We start from the raw sequence: 19,696 nt of genomic DNA, 5'->3' as shown, positions 1-19,696 counted from the left end.
ATGGTGACCATTGTAAAAGACATCGATCGTATTAACGAAATACTGCAGCAACATAAGGACTGCAACGCACAGATCTGGGCTTATAGCATTTCTCTCCGGCGTATGGCCGTTCGTTTATGGACGGATATAAAAGGTGAACAACTCATGCTGGTATGCGGCGGCGTATTTTATATTCAGGGCTTTATAGAGAGGGAAAATGCGAATGTCAGTCTTTCAAGACGCCCCGATGATATGCATGAATGGGCATACACGCTGACAGACGATGCAGCAGGGTTTAAATTACTCGCATATAATGGTATTATCCTGGCCCGCGGAGATTTCAGTGATTTCAACTTGCACTTTGATAGTCTTTTTGACTTCGAGAAAGCTATTGATGAATAAGCGGACTTACTCCCTCAGTTGTAACACATTCGCCCCGATCTTTTCATCTTTTACTCTTTTAAACCGCTTATCGTGCACCGTAATCATGATCTCTACAGATCCTGTACTCACGGTGGCGCCCAGCATATGTCCACCGTAAGCCTGAAAGGTGTTGTCGGTAACCACCCCATGTGCGTGAATGGATACGGTATCCTGTTGCCAGGCAATGCTCCCCTGCATACTGGCCAGTTCTACGTTATCAAATGACCTGGGATCATATTGCTTGGTCTGCTGATTAAAAAAGCCAAATTTCGCATTCACAAAGCCCATTCCGGTGAAGTTAGCCGCCGGGATGTTCTCCTTCAGCATAAATGCTTCAAGTTGGGCAAAAAGGTCATCACCCTGCTGTAATACCATCAGATACCCTGCGGGCACTTTCACATAAGGAGATTGCGCGTTGGCTGCCAGTCCGACTGATAACAACTGTATCAGGAAGTAAGCGATCTTTTTCATAATGAAGCTTTACACTCCATCAGGAACGAATAATGTGCCATCGGCAGGTCCGGACTACCGTTTTGCAGATACTTCCAGCAATTCTTTCAGATATACGCCCCATGCGGCAGGCAGTGAATTCGTACCATGACCAACTGTTTTATCCGTAATAGGCAGGAGGACATAACGACCATATGCTACCTTTTTAATTTCCCGTTCCATTACACCGAGTTCCGCAGGATTGATCTCGTCATCCGCTGAATTGATGGCATATACGGTGGCTTTTATCTTTTGGAGATAAGGAGAGGGATCGTAATACCGGGAAGCCTCCAGGGCGTAAATAACATCATTGGCATCCAGGGCAGCCAGATTAGCACGTCTCATATGCGCCACAAGCGTATCCGCAGCAATACGTGTAGGAGCAGACAGCTGCAATTGCAGCGGACTGCTGTTCATGAAGAAAAAAGAAGACAAAGCACCACTCATACCCAATACAGGCTGTGTTTGATACTCGCCGTTATTCCAGGCAGGATCCATTTTAATAAGATCGATGGCCATTTTACGCATCATCCTGTTACGGCCGGCAATAGGTGCTGGCTGACAGGCCAGTGGCATGATTGCGTCCATAAAGTCGGGATAGGTATAACCCCATACCCAGGCGTGCATCGCTCCCATGGATGTGCCCAGTATCAGGCGAAGATGATCGATCCCCAGGTGTTTGGTAACCAGTTCATGCTCAGCAGTGACCATGTCATTGTAGGTATAGTTGGGAAACTGCATATGCAGACTGTCACTCGGACGGCTCGATTTCCCATGACCAATCGCGTCGGGTAGTATGATAAAGTATTTTGTGGCATCCAGTAACTGACCCGGACCGAATAGTTCCCCGGCAAACTGCTTTGAAAGAAACGCAGCTGCAGAAGAAGTGGTGCCATGCATGATCAGTACCGCATTGGCTATTTTACCATCTTTTCCCTTTTTCGGGCTACCAATGGTGTAATAATGCAGGTTGAGTGCTGCGAGTTCCTGCCCGTTTTCAAACGTATAATGTGCAATGGTATAATTGCCTTCCTGTGGTTTGGGATAAGCCGGTTGTGCATAGGTATTGACGGATAGAAACAGGGAGAGGAGCAGTGTATACGTTTTCAGCATGATGATGGGATTTATTGACCGCAAGCCGAAAAGTAGAGATAATAGCGCGGTTTTTATAACCGCCTGTAATATTTCCCGGGACAAGCCGGATAGCGCAAAACAGGGCTTATAAAGGGGTAATCAATAAAAATCCCGGACGCTCGATACGTCCGGGACCTCAAAAAATGTATTCCTGCAAGCAATTACTGCTTGTTAGCTTCTTTTTTCTTTTTAGCGTGATCAACGATCGCACCGATACCGGCACCTGCACCAGCACCTACTACAGTACCAATAGCCGCACCTTTCACACGGTCGTTCTTGTTGATGATCGCACCTGTTACCGCACCGGTACCAGCACCTACAACGGCGCCTTTAGCAGTATGGCTCCAGCCTTTTTTCTTTTCAGTAGTAGTAGTTGCAGTAGAAGCAGCAGGAGCGCTGTTGTCTTCACTGTTACTATTACTGTGATGTACGGTTGCTGGTGCACTGCTTGCGCGTGCTTTTTCAACAGCCTTCATGGAATCAATCGCCTGTTGTTTTGCTTCGTTTACTGCGTTCGCATTATTAACAGAATCTACAGCCGCCTGTTTGGCACTTTCAATAGCTTCTTCCTGTGACGCTTTGTTATTACAGGCGAATAGCACCGTTACGGTTGCTAAACTCAAAAATAACTTTTTCATAGCCTGACTTTTTATGGTTTATCAATTTATACAGTACAGTAGACAAAACTATGCCATTTTTTATGAATCTACCTAATTATACTGGAAATTAATTTTATGTAGATAGTGGTTTTTTATTATTCGTTTTATTTTCAAATAATTATGTTTTTGTGACGGTCCTTTTGTGGACGCAGAAACGTCTTTACCGATGAACTTTTCCCTCATTAACAAAACAAACCACTATGAAGAATGCCATCGCATGCCTGTTATTGGCGACCCTGATTGCCTGTACTAAGAAAGAAGACAAATTACAGGAACAAACGACTGATGCCCATCCCGAACTGGTCATCACCAATTACTATGTCAACGGTACTTCGGGTAATGACGCCAATGCCGGTACAACTGCCACGACTGCCCTGAAAACCATTCAGGCAGCACTCAACAAGACCACCGAAGGAGCAGGCAGCACCATTTATGTAGCGGGTGGTACCTATAAGGAACGGCTTAACTGGCCGCATTCCGGCGCTTCTGCGGCTGAACCCATTACGCTGACCAACTACAGCGGAGGTACAGTAATACTGGATGGCGTAGGCGCCACCAATAATGCGCAGAATGCCATGATTAATGTCAGTAGTAAAAGCTATCTGAGGATCAACAACATCCGTATTGCCAACAACATCAGGAGTTTTGCCTCCGGAATCTATATCAGCGGCGCTGGTACGGATGTACAGATTACTTCCTGCCGTATTTATAATATCGGCTGGACAAGCGACTCTACAGCGGTTCCTTCTTCTGCGAATAATGCGAATCCACTGGTGATAGTCGGTACTACACAAACCGCCTACTCACAGATCTATGTGGGCAGTAACCAGATATACGCCTGCAACACCGGTTATAGCGAAGGACTGACCATGTCCGGTAACGTCAACAACTTCCTGATTGAGAACAACATCGTACACCATATCAAAAACATCGGTATAGATATGACCGGGCATTATAGCTGGACGGGTGCACCGGATAGTGTGAACTTTGCCCGTAATGGGAATGTGAAAAATAATGTGGTGTACAACTGTGTATCTCCGGTGGCTACCAGTGGTGGTATTTATGTAGATGGTGGTAAGTGGATCAACATCGAAGGAAATACCAGTTTTAACAACGGCGCAGGTATTACTGTGGGTTGTGAGAATGCAAACAATACAGCGGAAGGTATCAATATCCGCAGCAACTTTATTTACAATAATAAAGAAGCAGGTCTTGTAATTGGTTCGAATGCAGCAGGTAGTAAAGTAGCCTGGTCTTCAGCTACTAACAACACCTTGTTTAAGAATTACACCAACGGCGGGTGGGGAGGAGAGATCAGTCTCCAGCATACAGATCATATCACCCTCTCTAATAATGTCGTACAGTCAGCCAGCAACATTGTGGTGATTGCCCTGTTGGGATATACCAGCACCAATCTCGCCATGAACTATAATAAATATTATACGGCTTCCGGTACGGCCAATACCATCACGTTTGACTGGGGTGGTATCAATGGTACAAGTTATGGTTCGCTGGCCACCTTCAAGAGTGGTACCGGACTGGATGCCAACAGTACTTATGGTATCCCGACTTTTATCAACAGTACGCTGGCTACACTGAACCTGCATCTGGCAAGTGGGTCGGCCTGTATTAACGCCGGTGATCCTGCTTTTGTGCCTGCATCCGGCGAACTGGATATCGACAAGCAGTCGCGTAAGCAGAATAACAGGGTGGATATAGGCGCAGACGAAACAGCATTATGATACGTGTAAAGTAGCTGGAAAGAAAAAGGTCCGCAATTGCGGACCTTTTTGAATTTATTGGGATGGTAGTTTATGCGAATTTACGAATTAATAAATGCGCTGTATCTTTTTCTATGTACATTCCGCGGGTTATTTCAATTTCATTTGTTAACGGCGCCTTATTTTGATTATCAGAATCAGGTTGTTGTTCAAACGCAGATACAGAAATAATATTGTTATCAAGACATTTTGGACAATAGTGGATAGATACCTTCACGATCTCTCTTGTTCTTGCATAGATAGGCGCAAGCTTACTATAGTAGCTTACCTCCGGCAGAAAATTATATACATGATTTTCACCTGCGCCACCCAGAATTGAAAAGAAGGAACCTGTTTCTGTTACAAAAGCATCCTTCTGATCGTAGAAGCGGTCGCATCCCTCACAATAATATTGTTTATCCTCCAACAGGAACTTCACCGGCAACATAAAAGCAATAAATTCTATCACATAAAAGAATCCTGTGAGTCCGCCGCTAAAAGGAAACCGTCCCGCCGCCCTGTTAAAATGATCCGTATCTATCTGCACGATCCGTCTTGCGATGATTTCAAAAGTCGCAAAGGGATTAAAGACACCCTCCAGGAAAGAATATCCGGAATTCCATTGCTGGTTATAAAACGTCCACTGAGCTGACCATGCCAGGTAGCAGAATAGTGCTGCCAGTGATACATTTAATACATGATGTCTGCTCTTACTGAAAAGCCGCAATAAAGTAAAAGCGACAATACTGGCACAAAGTACCCCAAAGAGTAAGATGAAGTTCAGATAAACAAAAGAGATAAAGTTGGTAAGAAAGTAAAACAACCAGCCGATCAGTACGGAAAGAGAAATACCACCAAATAAAGAAAGGAACAGTCGTTTAGGCTTAATCAATCCTGAGGCCTTATAGAAAGTACCAGCAGCGTGCATAGGGATATGGTGTTTGAATAAAGATAAATCTGTATGCAAGATAAGAAGGATAAGTATAGTTTTTTTGTATTTTTAGATAGTTAACATTTTAAAGCAGCTAAAGGGAGACAGCGGATTTTACGCATGCAGCCAGATACCGATACGGAACTGTTACAAAAAATGAGGCAAGGCGACGAAAGCGCCTTCCGGCAGCTATACGACCGGCATAGCAGGCAGGTGGCTGCGTTTATTTTCCATCTGACACATTCTGCTGTTGACGCAGAAGACATTCTCCAGGAGACTTTCCTTACACTCTGGACAAGCAGGGAACAGCTGCCCGCTATCGTCAATCCAGCCAGTTATATCTTTATCATCGCCAGGAATAAAACCCTGGATCATCTCCGAAAAATAGCCCGGCAACAGAAACTGGTGGATCATGTGTGGGCCAATATATCCGCCACTGCAGATGCCCTCGATCTGGAACTGGATGCCCGGGAAAGCCAGCAATTGATCAATACCGCCCTTTCACGGCTCAGCGAGCAGCAACGTACTATTTTCCGCCTGAGCAGACAGGACGGACTTGATCATGCCACCATCGCCGACAAACTGCATTTATCCAAGAGCAGGGTTAAAAACGTACAGGTGGAAACACTCCGCTTCATACGTCAGTTTCTGTCACAACATGCTGAATTTCTGTTGCTTCTCTGCCTCCTGAGCAACTTCTGAAAAAATTATCCAAAACCACGGTCCTTTATTCTCTCACGTTCGTCTTTATAGTTATATGCCTGATCACCAACAAAGAATTGCTTATCTATTAGCACGTTATGCAGACAAAACATGCAGCCGGGAAGAGCTGGATGAACTGTTTTCTGCTATTGGTCAGGGTGATGGTCCGGAAGGACTGGAACAATTGCTGGAAGAGATATGGCAGGCAAGACATCCTGCCCCGGAGATTGATTATGAAGCAGTGTACCGGCAGATTAAACCCGCTGTTCCGGTACGGAAGACTATTCCCCTCAAAAGAATCGCTATCGCTGCATCGTTATTGTTACTGGCTGGTACCGCCTACTGGTTGCTACCATCCAAACGGACCGGAAAGCAAGCGACGGTGCTGATACAGCCTGCTCAGCGGCGTATTCTGCCGGCGACCAATAAAGCCGTACTGACATTATCAGATGGTACGACAGTGCCGCTGGATAGTACAGGGAAACAGCTGATTCAGCAGGGTAACGTAGCGATCAGACAACAAAACGGACAGCTATTATATGCCAGTCAGCCAACAGATGGCAATATTCACTATAACAAACTCACCACGCCAAGAGGAGGACAATTCAGACTCGTATTGCCTGATGGCACTAAAGTATGGCTGAACTCAGCTTCCATGTTACGCTACCCCACCACTTTCTCAGGAAAGGAACGCGTTGTGGAACTGGACGGACAGGGATACTTTGAGATCGCAGCCAATGCGCAGCAACCATTTAAAGTAAAGGTGCGTGACATGGAAGTGCTTGTATTGGGCACAGACTTCGATGTAATGGCCTATGGGGATGAAAATTCAGTTAATACCACATTGCTCACCGGTAGCATACTGGTGAAGGAAGGCAGTACAAAACAATTGTTACAACCTGGACAACAGGCAGTGATAGACAACCAGGATCATCAGCTGACCGTAAAAACAGCTGACATCAGAAAAGTAACCGCGTGGAAGAACGGCATGTTTGTTTTCAATGACATGGCTTTACCCGCCATATTAAGAGAAGTAGCCCGCTGGTACGATGTAGACATCGTTTATAAAGCCAGCCCCGGAGCGGAATTATACGGAGGCGGTATAGGAAGAGACCTGCAGCTGGCAGACGTACTGGCCCTGCTGGAAGGGAATGGCTTTAATCATTTCGGGATTGAAGGTAGAAAAGTAATTGTATTACCATAATTAGTATCAACCAGAAAGATGCGTTGATAAAACCGGAGATGCTCGCAACACCTCCGGTCAGTTATCTGGCATCCTCAATAATCGCTGTAAAGACCATTTAAGTACTACCAAACATTGCAAAAGTATGCATTTCGACTGTTATGTACAGGCCCGCACACTGCGCGGGCTATCAACCAAAATTTGCCTGGTTATGAAATTGACCACGTTCCTGCTACTGGTGATCATCTTACAGGTGAGTGCCGCAGGATATTCCCAGAAAGTGACGCTGACGGCCAGGAATATGCCGCTCCGCGATGTGTTTACCGAAATCATCACACAGACAGGCGTATCCATCGTATATTCTGAAAGTGTACTGGCCAATACGGCCCCCGTCACTTTCCGTGTGAAAGACGCCTCCGTCCGTGAAGTACTCGACCTCTGCCTCCACAATCAGCAGGTCATCTACGCACTCGAAGGAAAGAACTTTGTCATAAAGAAAACGATACCGCCACCTGCCGGAACCTCTCCTCAGGCAGATACGACCATTACCATCAGGGGGACTGTCAGCGCTGCCGCCGGAGGACCATTACCTGGCGCCACCGTACTGGTCAAGGGTACCCGGAAAGGCACCCAGACCAACGGAGAAGGGCAATTTACCTTATCTGGTGTACGCAAACAGGACATCCTGATCATCAGCAACATTGGATTTACCACCCGGGAAGTCGCTGCAACTGAACAGGTCACACTGCAACTGGAAGAAGATACCCGCAACTTCAATGAAGTCATCGTAGTGGGTTATAGCGACAAAAAGAAAAGTGAACTGACCAGCGCCGTAAGTGTGGTATCTGCTGAAAAACTTAAAGATGTTACCACCAATGATGTCGGTAGCATGTTACAGGGTAAAGTTGCTGGGCTGCAGGTAGTGAACAGTTCCGGTGTGCCTGGTACAGCTGCCGAACTACGACTCCGTGGTGTGTCTTCTGTGAATGCCTCCCAAACGCCGCTCTTTGTTGTAGACGGTATCATCGGCGGTAACTACGACCCGAATGACGTAGAAAGCATTACCGTTCTGAAAGATGCCGGTGCTACCGCGATGTATGGTTCGCAGGCAAATGCAGGTGTCATCATCATCACTACTAAAAAGGCAAAACTGGGGAAGACGCGTTTTGAAGCAAAGGTCACTACCGGCTTCCGTAAACCGGATTTCGGGAAGATGGAAATGATGAATGGCAGCGAACTGTATGAGCGCCATAAAGAGTTTTACCGGGACTATATCCCCGGCACCGATAATAACTCCTATAAAGTAGATATCCTGAAATTCTACGCAGAAAGACCCAAAACACTGCAACAACAGAACTACAACTGGCTGACTACCATGTTCGGCACTGCTCCCGTAGAGAATGTCTATATCTCTGCCAGTGGTACTTCTGAAAAAAGTGAATACTATACCGGCCTATCGTATTATAATGAAAGAGGTACTTTCATGAATACAGGCTTCCAGCGTATCAACCTGCGTGGTAACTCCACCTACCATTTCTCCAAAAATGTAAGCGTTACCAATAATATCAATATCAGCGGTTCCACGGGCAACAGCTACAACTATGAGGATGTTTACTATGCTTATCTGAATATGCCCTGGGACAATCCTTATGACGCCAATCGTAACCCGGTATATGTAGACGGTAATGTTGGTTTTAAATGGTGGTCCAGGGATAAGGTGAATCCTATCCATACCATCAAAAACTCCAACCACCCTTATAAAAACTTTGACGTCAACTACGACCTCGGACTGAATATCAATATCACCGACTGGCTGTCTTTTTCCAGCAGTAACCGCGCAGCTGTCAGCTATAACAAAGGATCTGACTATTATTCTCCGGTTGTCGCCGGTTTGTATAACAGCACCGGTTACCTGAATGAACTCAGCACCTTGTCATATGGCGTTATCTCCAACGACCTGCTGAAATTCAATTTCCACAAGGGAGATCATACCATCAGTGGTCTGGCAGGTATTGCGATTGAAAACAGCAAAACAGAAATATTGGGCGCTTCCGGTAAAGGATTGCCTGAAGGCTTATCTGTGCTGAACGTTGTATCCAACAACCAGCTGGTAACCGGTTCTTATGACCAGGCTATCATCCAGTCGTTTATCTCGCAGCTCAGTTATGGCTATAAGGACAAATACTTCCTCACAGGTTCCTACCGTGTAGATGGATCAACCGCTTTCCCGGCCAGCAAACGTTATGGTTCTTTTCCGGCAGTATCTGCTGCCTGGCAGATCAGTCATGAAGATTTCCTGCTGCACAGCAGGCTATTCAGCAACCTGAAAGTACGTGCCAGTTATGGCGTGACAGGTACACAGGATATAGGCTCTTCCCGTTACCTGGGATTGTATGCGTTAAGCAGCCAGTATAATGGTGGAACAGCGGCGACGCCTTCTCAGTTGCCAAGCCCGAACCTGACATGGGAGAGTAAAAGGCAACTGAACGCCGGACTGGATATCGGCTTATTTAACCGCATCAACCTGACGATCGATGCTTATAATAACGTGACGGATAACCTCCTGCTACAGGTACCGCAACCCCTCTCTGTAGGGTTTGAACAACGTTGGGAGAATGTAGGTAAGGTCATCAATAATGGGATAGAACTGGGTATCAATACGGTCAATATCAAGACGGAAGATTTTGAGTGGACCACTGATTTCAACATCAACTATAACACCAACAAACTGAAGGAATTACCCAGTGATATTACCCGCACACAGCCTACCTGGAGTATTTCCCAGATCTATCGCAATGACGGTAACCTGTATGAATTCTATATGCCGAAATGGTTAGGCGTAAATAAGGAAACAGGCGCCCCACAGTGGGAGGTGATCAACAGGGATGCAAATGGCAAGGAGATCTCCCGGTCAGCCACTTCAGACTATGCCAGCGCTACCTACCAGGAGGTAGGTTCCGCTTTGCCTAAGTTACAGGGAGGCTTCACAACACAGTGGACCTACAAGAACGTATCATTAAGCGTCAATGCCTATTACCTGACGGGCAACAAAGTATTCAGCAACAGTCTGCGTTTCGTGATGAATGATGGCAATGAGCCTTACTACAACCAGATCAACCTGCCTTCGGATTACAAGATATGGACGCATCCCGGTGATGATGCAACAGAACCTAGTCCGCAAAATGCTGCCAATTCCACAGAAACCTCCACCCGCTATCTGAAAGACGGCGACTTCCTGGCCATCAGGAATATCTCCTTGTCCTACAAACTGTCAAAAGCCTGGATGACCCGCTGGCATATGGATGGAGTAACACTGTCGCTGACCGCGGATAACGTATACACATTCACTAAGTTCCTCGGACAGGACCCTGCTACGACTATTACCTCCGGCAGTTATGTAATGCCTGGCGTATCGGATTTTAAGTATCCAAATAACCGCCAGTTTCTGTTCAACATCAACATCAGGTTCTAGTAAACTTACAGCTCATGACAACCAGATCTCTTTTACTCATAATTGCATTTCCGCTGCTTTTTGGCAGTTGTCTGAAAGACGTGAATCCCAGCGATTCACTGACTACCGGTACACTGACGCAGACGGCCCAGGGATTGAAACAGGCATTAAATGGTGCATATGCTTTATTTAAAGATCACGTGGAATTTAACGGTACCACCGATCTGAATAACATGTACCTGCGGCAGTATTTTCAGATGAGCGATTTCGCCAGCGATGATATTGTGTGTGCACAGACGACCACAGATCCGCTGTATTACAGCTTTTCGCTGAATCATACGCCTACGCAGACAAACAGCCGTTATTTCTGGTATATCTCCTACAAGATCATCAATGATGTCAATACGGTTATCGAGGCAGCGGAAGCTGTCCAGAACCCGGATGCCACCATTAAACAGCTGCTGGGAGAGTGTTATTTTATGCGGGCTTTCTGTCACTTCAATCTGGTAAAACTATATGCCCGCCCTTATACGGAGAACCCGGGTGCTGATGGTGTAATATTACGTACTTCCACCAGCGATCCTTCTACCAAAGCCCGCTCCACCGTAGCAGAGGTCTATGCATCTGTGATTGCGGATGCAGAGAAAGGCGCTTCGCTGATGCAGCAACAGCGTGGCGTACAATACGCTTCACAGGAAGCTGCCTGGGCATTATTATCAAGAGCCTACTTATATAAAGGCGTGAATGACAGCACGATCTACTATAGTGATAAGGTCATCAATTCAGGCCGGTTCGGTCTGACCGATACAACAGGTTTTAAGACCATGTTTGCCAATGCAACGGGCAGTAAAGAGACGATCTTCTGTGTCGCGTTTACGACCGTGGATGATTATGGTAAAGCGGGTTCTATCGCCTCTATGATCTATTCTGATGGTAACTCCGGATGGGGAGAGGAGTTCGCTTCACAATCGCTGCGCGATACTATGTCGGCCTATACGGAAGACGCCCGTTGGGCTTATATTCTTCCTTTAAAAGATGGTAGCGGCAATTTGCAGAAAAAGAACGGTATTGAGACTTATTACATTATGAAGTTCTCCGGACAAGCAGGTAGTCCTACGCTGAGTTCCCCCATCATGTTCCGCCTGGCGGAGATGTACCTGAACAGGGCAGAAGCGAAAGCCAAGGCAGGGAATAGCACCGGGGCTTTAGACGACCTGGATATGATACGGAAGAACAGGGGATTACAGCATGCCCTCTATGGGGGAAAAGTGCCGGCAGGTAAGACGGCCCTGGAAACCGTACTAAAGGAAAGAAGGATTGAACTGGCTTTTGAAGGACACCGGGTGTATGACGTTTATCGCAACAAACAGGTGATGAACCGTACCTACTGGGGCTACCACCTGCCAGGGCTGAAAGAGTCTGATATAGACCTTAGTAAACGTCCTGCGGGCTATGAGAATATGGTCATCAATCCGGACAATAAACGGGTGATCTATTACATTCCCATCGATGAAATACAGACCAATAAACTGTGTTCACAGAATCCTTAATTCATCTTTAAATGCCTGATCATTATGCAACTCAGATATCTCTTTTTAAGCATTATAACAGCCGCATTTCTCAGTGGATGCAGCGATAAAGATAAAGTAACACCGGATGCTGATCTGTTCTACGAAGTGAGTATTAACGGGAATGACGTCACTTTTAGCAATAAGACCGCCGGCGCCGTCTCCTACAAATGGGATTTTGGAGATGGTACCAGCTCTGAGGAGGAAAGCCCGGTGCATACCTATCCGGGGAAAGGAAAATATGTACCGACCCTGTATGCCACCACAAAAGAGGGTAAGGTGACCGAGGGATCTACCGTTGTTTATATTGCGAAGTCTTCCCCTGTGAAAATGAATGACAATACTTTGTCCGACTGGGATGAGGTAACCGATTACCAGGTTACTTCCGGTGCGGGAGAAACCTATTTCAGAAAGGCTAAATTTGATTACGACGCGTCTTATGTATACGTATACCTGGAGGTGAATTCCAGGGCGGCCAATGCCGATATTTATGACTTCTACATGGATACGGATAACAACCCTGGTACCGGTCTGCTGACAGGCACGTTCCCGGGCGGAGGTTATGATGTATTGCTGGAAGGCGCTGTACTGGCCGACTGGTTTGATGCTTTCTATCATAAAGGCGCACAGGACGCTTTTACATTTGATGCTTCCGGTGTGACGGAGTTCGTTACAGTGGGGGCCACGCAGCAGGAGGGAAATGTGCTGAAGTTTGAGCTGCGTCTGTCCCGTGCGAAACTGAAAGGGCTGGCGGCTACAACAGCCCTGCGCCTGGGTATTCAGGCTACGAAAGGAGATTGGTCTGCTACCCTGGGCAATATGCCCGATGGCAGCACATCCGTATTGATCAATTTTGAGTAATATGTGTGTGTACTTATAGAATGCAGTATGGTGCAGCATGGGCATGTCCGCAAAGAATCTCTATCCATGGGATTTTTTGCGGACATTTATAAACACCAGGGAACAACATTGTCCTACAATTCTTAATCTTAATTCCTGATTTTTCATGAATAATTCCGGTCGTTTATTATCGCTGGACGTCATGCGTGGACTGATCATGATATTGCTGGCGGGAGAGAGCTGCCGGGTATATGAATCGCTCCATGAATGGCATGACAACGCTTTTATCAGACAGTTCTTTCATCATCCCTGGCATGGCCTTCGCTTCTGGGACCTGGTACAACCGGCATTCATGCTGATGGCGGGTACCGCTATGTATATCTCGTATCAAAGTAAGCTGAGAAAAGGCGTTTCCTGGTCGCAGAACTTCAAACACATCCTCATTCGTAGTCTGAAACTATTCCTGTTAGGAACAGGCTTGCATTGCATTTATGCAGGCAAACTGGTATGGGAGCTCTGGAATGTGCTGACACAATTGTCCATAACAGGCATTATTGCGTACCTGGTCATCGGACGTTCTTATACTTTTCAGATGGTTACCGGCTTTCTGCTGATATTACTCAATGATGTGTTATACCGGACTATCCTGGTACCTGGTTTTGACCAGCCTTTTGTGGAGTACCATAATTTCGGCGCTTACATGGATACCTTATTGATGGGCAAGATTAACCAGGATGGCTGGGTAGCGATCAATATCATTCCGACGGCAGCACATACCATATGGGGTGTAACGGCAGGTAAATTGCTTTCCTCCGCAATGAATAGCAGCCGTAAAACCGCCCTGTTAGCGATAGCGGGCGCTATTTTGCTTGTTTTAGGATTTGGAGTGGACCTGGCCGGTATTTCACCGATCATCAAAAGAATCAGTACCGCAGGCTTTGTAATGGCATCTGCCGGCTGGGTATTGCTGATACTGTCATTTTTATACTGGTGGATTGACATAAAAGATCACCGGCGTTATACCTGGATACCTGTAGTAGTAGGCATGAATGCCATATTTATCTATGTCTTTTTCGAAACGGTGGGTGCACAATGGGTCAATGGGGTGGTTGCGATCTTCATTCCCTGGCATATCGCTGCAGCATTAGTGACGTGGGGACTGGAATGGGGCTTGTGTTACTGGTTGTATAAGAAAGGGATCTTTTTCAAGTTATAGTAAAATGGGCTGTTCATTATAGTGAACAGCCCATTTTTATTGATTTATTATTTAACAATAGTCTCCGCCAGGATCGGTGTCGCCAGTTGCAGTCCTTCCAGGAATGCGGTAGTCCCGGGGATGTCAAAGCTGTTTTGCAATACATATTCCACCTTTAACTCAACAGGCAGATAAACGGCCCATTTGCTTAACCGGAAGCCATCTTCCCCATTTTCAAACAGGGTGCTTACATGCATCTTTATGTTCAATAACTGATGCCGCAGATTAGCAACCAGCTCGTTCAGATTGATACTGTTATCAAACACCCTGAGCCTGCTTTTTCTGTCCTCCAGTTCAGCCGCGATATGCAGTGTTTTGATAAGGAAGAATAAGGTTTCATTGATCTTAGTTCCTGTAAAGGTATAGATATCTATCTCCTTATGCTTTACGATCGCCGGCCGCACGGCAGACAGATGATCCAGTCTGAAGTCCTTAAATAACAGTTTGATTTCATTAACACTGTCAATCGCACTATCATCTGCTTCATCCCTGTTTAAATCAGCATTCAGCAATTCCATCATTTTCTGTCTGATACGGGGATGTACATCTCCGCTACCGCTGGTAAATACCGGTTTCTTGCCGTCATTGGCAGGGATGACGAATATCTTCTTTGCCTTCAGGTCAATATCGGCAATCTTCCAGATTTTAGCCGACAGTAAGATGTTGTCGTTTACCTCCAGCCAGGGTGTTAATTCCAGTTCCCCGATAGTGACGCCTGCATGAATCACCTTCAGCATGACTGCGGACATAAACATGGAGTAAAAGTCCCGGGAAGTCGTCAGCTTTTCTCCTTCAGCCCCTACAATCAATTCCCTGCGCAGGTCTTCTATATATTCCGACTTAATCATATAATCCAGCAGGGAATCTATCTCAGCGGCGCTGAAACGGCTGAATACAGGATTATTTTGCAGCCTTTGCAACAGCGCCTGTCTGCCTAAACCATTTGTCTCTTTCAGGATGGATAATGTCTGATGAAACATTAAGTCATATGGCTTTTCCTGACTGTAAACCGGTTCAACGAACTGTTCTTTGAACAGCTCCCAGCAGGCAAATGACTGTAAGGTAGACCAATGTTCTGTTGCGTATAATAACAGCTGGCTTTCGTGTCCTTCTCTTCTGCCGCTACGTCCTACGCGCTGAATAAGAGAAGCGATGGAATGAGTTGCGTCTACCTGTATCACGGTTTCTACGGTACCGATATCGATACCCAGTTCCAGCGTAGAGGTACAGGCAATACAGAAGTTATTACGCTTGTTGGTTTTGGCAAAATCTTCCACATATTCCCTTAGTTCCTTGTCGACCGCCGAATGGTGTGAAAAGAAATAAGGGTGTCCTTTCTTCCTTTCGGACACCCGTTTGAGCTTCACGGCTATTTCCTCCGCATTCCCACGGGTATTGGGGAAGATGAGTACTTTACTGTCTTTTACCTGGTTATACAGTTCTTCGATGAACTGCGGAGTGTATTCGTCCTCCTGTTTGAAGTACTTGAAACGGGCATTAATTCCCTTTGCTGTAGGATCGATCAGGACCTTTGTATGAGCAGGATCGCCGGTAAAACGTTTAGGCTCCTCATAGTCGCCTACCGTCGCCGAAAGCCCCACAATACGCGGCTTCTTGTCAGCAGCAAGATCATTGATCCTGGACAATAATGAACGCAGGTGCATCCCTCTGTCGCTACCCAGGAAAGTATGGATCTCGTCTATTACAATGAACTTCAAACGAGAGAACAGCGCTCTGGCATGTTCCGGGTGATTGGTGAAAAGAGATTCTATCGACTCCGGCGTTATCAGTAAAACCCCTTCCGGTTGTTTCAACAGCTTCTTTTTAGCCGCCTGATTGGCCTCTCCGTGCCACCTGGTGATACTGACGTCTATATAGCGGCAAAGGTCTTCCACACGCACAAACTGGTCGTTGATCAATGCGATCAACGGGGAGACATACAGCACCTGTACACCCGGCTCTTTAAAATCCACTTTGGAGAGAATAGGCAGAAAGGCGGCTTCCGTTTTGCCGGAAGCTGTTCTGGATACGAGTATATAATTGTCTTCCGTACCCAGGATCCGCTTAATAGCGGCGGACTGTATCGGTCGGAAGGCTCCCCATCGTTTGTCATTGATATACCGGCGTATCGGTTCTGAGAGTAAAGCAAATTCACTCATATTTCCTTGATATTTTCAAGGTCTTCCTCTACTGGTCTTTCGTCCTTTACTTCTATATCAGCAAAGAGTTTTGCTTTGTCAAAACCAGGGTTTTGCCGGAGTATGCTCATGATATTCAGGAAGTCCCTGATCACTTCCCTGGGTGTCAGGAATTCGCTGGCGCCCGGTCTGTTGAACAGTTCTTCCATGAACAGTTGTATATCTTCACTGGTGATGTCTACATTGGTTTTGTAATTGATATCAAAAACCTGTTTCAGCTTTTGCAGCAGTACAAAAATCTCTGTTTCATTTAAGGGCATCAGGCGGATCACTGGTTGTGCGAAATCCCTGATTTCCTGCGATTCAAACTTGTTTGTTTCCAGTCTTGATTTCAGCGCCTGGTAACTGAACAAGCCCCTTCTTTCATTTTCCAGGAACTCGCGGGTGCCGGCAAAGTTGAAGAACAGGTTGCTGACTTTACCCTGGAAACAGTCGTTATAGATGCTCAGGATCTTCTCATAGTTTTTCTCCCGCATGACAGCCGTAGGGATCTTATAGAGATTGATTGCCTCGTCCAGGTTGATCATAAAACCGCTATACCCGATGCTGACAAACAGTTTACAGAAGTTCTTCAGCATATCATAGAAGTTATCATCACCGATGATATCCCTTACACCCAGATCCTGTCTGGCTTCTGTTTTGGTATGGTATTCTCCTTTCAGCCAGCGAAGGGCATTTTTCCGGAGTAATTCATCATCTTTGATATAGCCCTGGTAATACTTCATGATCACCAGACCGAAATCAAAACCGCCTACGTCCGTCAGTTCGTTGACGGTGCGCATGATATAATCCTGGATCAGTTTTTCGTACTGTTCATTCCTGATATCCTCGATAGATATATTGTTTTCCTGCGCAGCTTTCGTGATGATCTGTTCGATCCATTTTTCCATCAGGGTAGACAATGCGCCGCCTTCCGGTTTGGTTTGTATCGCCAGGTTATCGATGATTGCGGTATATAATGCCAGGGACTTACCATCATTGGCATATATGCGGTTTTGCGGCGTAAAATCAGCATTGGCTACAACAAACTTCTGCTTCATTGCCACGGTATTCAGTAGGTGCATCATAAATGACTTACCCGAACCGAAATCGCCGATCCAGAACTTCACCATACTGTGTCCGTTCTTAACGTCTTCCAGGGCATTTATAAATGCCTGTATTTCTGCAGAACGGCCTACAGTGATATGTTGTACACCTGTTTTGGGAACAACGCCGCCTAAGAGGGAGTTTATAATGGATGTGGCTTCCCGTGGTTTAATGTTTTCTATCATCATACGGTAATGGTTTGAAAATAACTTTCGGTGATGGTATAAGTATCGTCATATTCCTCAATGAGCAGGTCGTCCAGCACCTCATAGCAACTGCTATTGATGCTTTCGATCAGCTGATCGCGGAAGAGTTTTCTTTCTTTGGCGAAATGACCCACCTTCTCTGCAGGCAGGGAAAAGGCATTTTCTTTGAATACGGACAGTAGTTCTTCCTGGTGCGTATTTAACACAATCCCTTCTGCAAAGGCGATGGCGCTTTCTGTTTTTATCTCTACCACCGGAGGCAGCAGCGTGATGGAGGCTATCGGAGGTAAACCGGGCGCTTCTTCCGGTTCGTCGTCCTGTAATAATTTATTCAGGCTTTCTACTGTTTCATTATGTGCGGAGATGACGGCTTCAATAGCAGCGGCGTCCAGTTGCACAGTTTTTCTCTTCTTGGCGAAAATACCAGGTACCTCTTCCAATGCTGCCTTCAGATTAAGCGTCTGTACCAGGTTACCCGCTACCAGCTCAAAAGACTGCTTTTCCTGTTCTGTTTTAAACAGGCTTTTATGGATGTTTTTAGGCAGCTGCTTCTGGTCGGCCTTTTCAGAGCGCAAATCGGCATGCAGGTACTTCAGGTAGAACCTGACTGCATCCTGGCGATCGTAGGAGGCAAAGAGTTTGGAGGCTTCAAAGAAGATGTTTTCCTTCTGTGGATTGTTGATATTCAATGCGGCCAGTTGCATTACTTCGCTGATGCATCCGGCATAGTTATCCTTGCTGACTTTCTGCTCGATCTCGTCAAAGTATAAACGCCACCGGGTATTGTTCTGGGCATTCAGCTGAATTTCCGTGACCCTGTCGGCAGGAGGGATGGCCTTTTCTCTGCTGACAAGCGCCTCGGCAACAAATTGACCTACCTGCTCTTCAAATGCGGCACTATATTTATCGTAAGGAAAATCCTCGTTCAATTTTCTTTTCTGACGATATTTTTCACGTACTGCATTTTCCGCCCGTTTGAAAATAGTCAGGTAAATATCGCTTTCCAGCCTTTCCCGGTAATAGACCGCATCGTTCTTTGATTTACCCGGGTAAAGCACCTGCATCGCATTATCGGTCAGGTTGCTGATACAGGTCTCAAATGAACTGTCCTGTTGTTTATATACTTTATCGATGGCCTTGATACAAGCCAGGTATAAACGGATAACAGCGATACAGCAGCCTTCTACGGACAGGAAGATATTGTCCGGATTCCAGAACTTATTCAGCCACTCAGCCTCCCGTACATTGAGATATAGCTTCTCTTTAAACCGATGCCCCAGTTTGGCATTCTCCTCATAATAGCTGGGCGTATTATCCGTAGTAGCCGCCGGCGTAACAGCAGGCGGAGGTGTTTCGCTATAATCGATGATACTGCCTTCCTGGCTGATGTCGATCACGTCGATTCCATTATAGGCAGGCGGAGGAGGCAAAGCAGGGGCTGTTGTGCCTGGATCGGCAAGTTGCTGACGTTCCTGATGATAGCTGATCACTTGTTTATACACGGTTACCAGTTGCTGTTCATCATAATGATCCGCCAGCAGGAGCTGGAGCGTACCTTCAAATAAGCAGTCATATTCATAAGGAATAACCCTTACAGGAGCGATGCCGGTATATACCTGTTGGTTTAATAATGCCTTGTTTAAAAGCGTGATCTCGTCCTTCTGGAGCAGGGAGACCGTTTTATTCGCTATCTCGTAAAAGTTCTCTTTAGGGTTGCCTGGAAAACCATAAGATTTAAGGTAATTTGTCCATTCCTCCCTGAAAAATCCGTCCATCATTTTGCGCAATCTCGGGTAATAGTAAAGGGATTATCTTGTTGACACTACATAATA

General features: G+C 46.1%; 15 protein-coding genes. 8 read left to right on the top strand and 7 right to left on the bottom strand.

The features are described from left to right. The gene (locus tag CPIN_RS20780) at positions 1 to 381 is read left to right on the top strand and encodes a hypothetical protein (protein WP_012791812.1); all 381 of its coding nucleotides are present in this window, start codon (positions 1 to 3) and stop codon (positions 379 to 381) included. Positions 382 to 387: 6 nt separating this feature from the next. Here CPIN_RS20780 and CPIN_RS20775 read toward each other — a convergent pair whose 3' ends face one another. The 3 genes from CPIN_RS20775 to CPIN_RS20765 form a co-directional block, all read right to left on the bottom strand. Next, positions 388 to 873 carry a PPC domain-containing DNA-binding protein gene (locus tag CPIN_RS20775; RefSeq protein ID WP_012791811.1) on the bottom strand — a complete coding sequence of 162 codons (486 nt, stop codon included), beginning with the start codon at positions 871 to 873 and terminating at the stop codon, positions 388 to 390. A 54-nt stretch (positions 874 to 927) separates the two neighbouring features. Next, the gene (locus CPIN_RS20770) at positions 928 to 2,004 is read right to left on the bottom strand and encodes an alpha/beta fold hydrolase (protein ID WP_012791810.1); all 1,077 of its coding nucleotides are present in this window, start codon (positions 2,002 to 2,004) and stop codon (positions 928 to 930) included. A gap of 182 nt (positions 2,005 to 2,186) precedes the next feature. Beyond that, positions 2,187 to 2,663 (bottom strand): YMGG-like glycine zipper-containing protein, encoded by a 477-nt coding sequence (locus CPIN_RS20765; protein WP_012791809.1) that lies wholly within the window; start codon positions 2,661 to 2,663, stop codon positions 2,187 to 2,189. 221 nt (positions 2,664 to 2,884) lie between these two features. Between CPIN_RS20765 and CPIN_RS20760 the strand changes: the two genes are divergently transcribed. Continuing rightward, positions 2,885 to 4,426: a right-handed parallel beta-helix repeat-containing protein gene (locus CPIN_RS20760; protein ID WP_012791808.1), complete on the top strand. Its 1,542-nt coding sequence runs from the start codon at positions 2,885 to 2,887 to the stop codon at positions 4,424 to 4,426. Positions 4,427 to 4,496: 70 nt separating this feature from the next. Here CPIN_RS20760 and CPIN_RS20755 read toward each other — a convergent pair whose 3' ends face one another. Beyond that, the gene (locus CPIN_RS20755; RefSeq protein ID WP_148230605.1) at positions 4,497 to 5,411 is read right to left on the bottom strand and encodes a hypothetical protein; all 915 of its coding nucleotides are present in this window, start codon (positions 5,409 to 5,411) and stop codon (positions 4,497 to 4,499) included. Between the two features lie 120 nt (positions 5,412 to 5,531). Between CPIN_RS20755 and CPIN_RS20750 the strand changes: the two genes are divergently transcribed. From CPIN_RS20750 to CPIN_RS20725, 6 genes are all read left to right on the top strand, one after another. Then, on the top strand, positions 5,532 to 6,077 hold the full coding sequence (locus tag CPIN_RS20750; protein ID WP_187294673.1) for a sigma-70 family RNA polymerase sigma factor: 546 nt from the start codon (positions 5,532 to 5,534) through the stop codon (positions 6,075 to 6,077). Between the two features lie 55 nt (positions 6,078 to 6,132). Then, the gene (locus tag CPIN_RS20745; RefSeq protein WP_012791805.1) at positions 6,133 to 7,281 is read left to right on the top strand and encodes a FecR family protein; all 1,149 of its coding nucleotides are present in this window, start codon (positions 6,133 to 6,135) and stop codon (positions 7,279 to 7,281) included. A 190-nt stretch (positions 7,282 to 7,471) separates the two neighbouring features. Next, entirely contained in the window at positions 7,472 to 10,732 is a 3,261-nt protein-coding gene (locus CPIN_RS20740; protein WP_012791804.1) for a SusC/RagA family TonB-linked outer membrane protein, read from the top strand. Between the two features lie 14 nt (positions 10,733 to 10,746). Further along, positions 10,747 to 12,261 carry a RagB/SusD family nutrient uptake outer membrane protein gene (locus CPIN_RS20735; protein ID WP_012791803.1) on the top strand — a complete coding sequence of 505 codons (1,515 nt, stop codon included), beginning with the start codon at positions 10,747 to 10,749 and terminating at the stop codon, positions 12,259 to 12,261. Between the two features lie 24 nt (positions 12,262 to 12,285). Further along, entirely contained in the window at positions 12,286 to 13,140 is an 855-nt protein-coding gene (locus tag CPIN_RS20730) for a PKD domain-containing protein (protein WP_012791802.1), read from the top strand. Positions 13,141 to 13,285: 145 nt separating this feature from the next. Next, positions 13,286 to 14,335: an acyltransferase family protein gene (locus CPIN_RS20725; RefSeq protein ID WP_012791801.1), complete on the top strand. Its 1,050-nt coding sequence runs from the start codon at positions 13,286 to 13,288 to the stop codon at positions 14,333 to 14,335. A gap of 47 nt (positions 14,336 to 14,382) precedes the next feature. On the opposite strand, the gene CPIN_RS20720 is transcribed toward CPIN_RS20725, so the two are convergent. Genes CPIN_RS20720 through CPIN_RS20710 form a run of 3 tightly spaced genes read right to left on the bottom strand, consistent with a single transcriptional unit; the run spans position 14,383 to position 19,642 of the window. Then, complete coding sequence (locus CPIN_RS20720; RefSeq protein ID WP_012791800.1) at positions 14,383 to 16,533, bottom strand: DEAD/DEAH box helicase; 2,151 nt, start codon at positions 16,531 to 16,533, stop codon at positions 14,383 to 14,385. Next, complete coding sequence (locus CPIN_RS20715; protein ID WP_012791799.1) at positions 16,530 to 17,846, bottom strand: ATP-binding protein; 1,317 nt, start codon at positions 17,844 to 17,846, stop codon at positions 16,530 to 16,532. The genes CPIN_RS20720 and CPIN_RS20715 overlap by 4 nt, the downstream gene beginning before the upstream one ends. Next, positions 17,843 to 19,642 (bottom strand): tellurite resistance TerB C-terminal domain-containing protein, encoded by a 1,800-nt coding sequence (locus CPIN_RS20710; RefSeq protein ID WP_012791798.1) that lies wholly within the window; start codon positions 19,640 to 19,642, stop codon positions 17,843 to 17,845. Before CPIN_RS20710 ends, CPIN_RS20715 begins: the two co-directional genes overlap by 4 nt. Between the last annotated feature and the right edge of the window lie 54 nt (positions 19,643 to 19,696).

This window comes from Chitinophaga pinensis DSM 2588, assembly GCF_000024005.1.
In the GTDB taxonomy this organism is placed as follows: Bacteria; Bacteroidota; Bacteroidia; order Chitinophagales; family Chitinophagaceae; genus Chitinophaga; species Chitinophaga pinensis.
The sequence above is the reverse complement of the archived record's forward strand: the minus strand, read 5'-3'. Positions and strand labels throughout refer to the sequence as shown.

Bases quoted from the DNA above. Each gene is read 5' to 3' on its own strand.
- CPIN_RS20780 (WP_012791812.1), top strand. From the start codon at position 1: ATGGTGACCATTGTAAAAGACATCGATCGTATTAACGAAATACTGCAG.
- CPIN_RS20775 (WP_012791811.1), bottom strand. From the start codon at position 873: ATGAAAAAGATCGCTTACTTCCTGATACAGTTGTTATCAGTCGGACTG.
- CPIN_RS20770 (WP_012791810.1), bottom strand. From the start codon at position 2,004: ATGCTGAAAACGTATACACTGCTCCTCTCCCTGTTTCTATCCGTCAAT.
- CPIN_RS20765 (WP_012791809.1), bottom strand. From the start codon at position 2,663: ATGAAAAAGTTATTTTTGAGTTTAGCAACCGTAACGGTGCTATTCGCC.
- CPIN_RS20760 (WP_012791808.1), top strand. From the start codon at position 2,885: ATGAAGAATGCCATCGCATGCCTGTTATTGGCGACCCTGATTGCCTGT.
- CPIN_RS20750 (WP_187294673.1), top strand. From the start codon at position 5,532: ATGAGGCAAGGCGACGAAAGCGCCTTCCGGCAGCTATACGACCGGCAT.
- CPIN_RS20745 (WP_012791805.1), top strand. From the start codon at position 6,133: ATGCCTGATCACCAACAAAGAATTGCTTATCTATTAGCACGTTATGCA.
- CPIN_RS20740 (WP_012791804.1), top strand. From the start codon at position 7,472: ATGAAATTGACCACGTTCCTGCTACTGGTGATCATCTTACAGGTGAGT.
- CPIN_RS20735 (WP_012791803.1), top strand. From the start codon at position 10,747: ATGACAACCAGATCTCTTTTACTCATAATTGCATTTCCGCTGCTTTTT.
- CPIN_RS20730 (WP_012791802.1), top strand. From the start codon at position 12,286: ATGCAACTCAGATATCTCTTTTTAAGCATTATAACAGCCGCATTTCTC.
- CPIN_RS20725 (WP_012791801.1), top strand. From the start codon at position 13,286: ATGAATAATTCCGGTCGTTTATTATCGCTGGACGTCATGCGTGGACTG.
- CPIN_RS20720 (WP_012791800.1), bottom strand. From the start codon at position 16,533: ATGAGTGAATTTGCTTTACTCTCAGAACCGATACGCCGGTATATCAAT.
- CPIN_RS20715 (WP_012791799.1), bottom strand. From the start codon at position 17,846: ATGATGATAGAAAACATTAAACCACGGGAAGCCACATCCATTATAAAC.
- CPIN_RS20710 (WP_012791798.1), bottom strand. From the start codon at position 19,642: ATGATGGACGGATTTTTCAGGGAGGAATGGACAAATTACCTTAAATCT.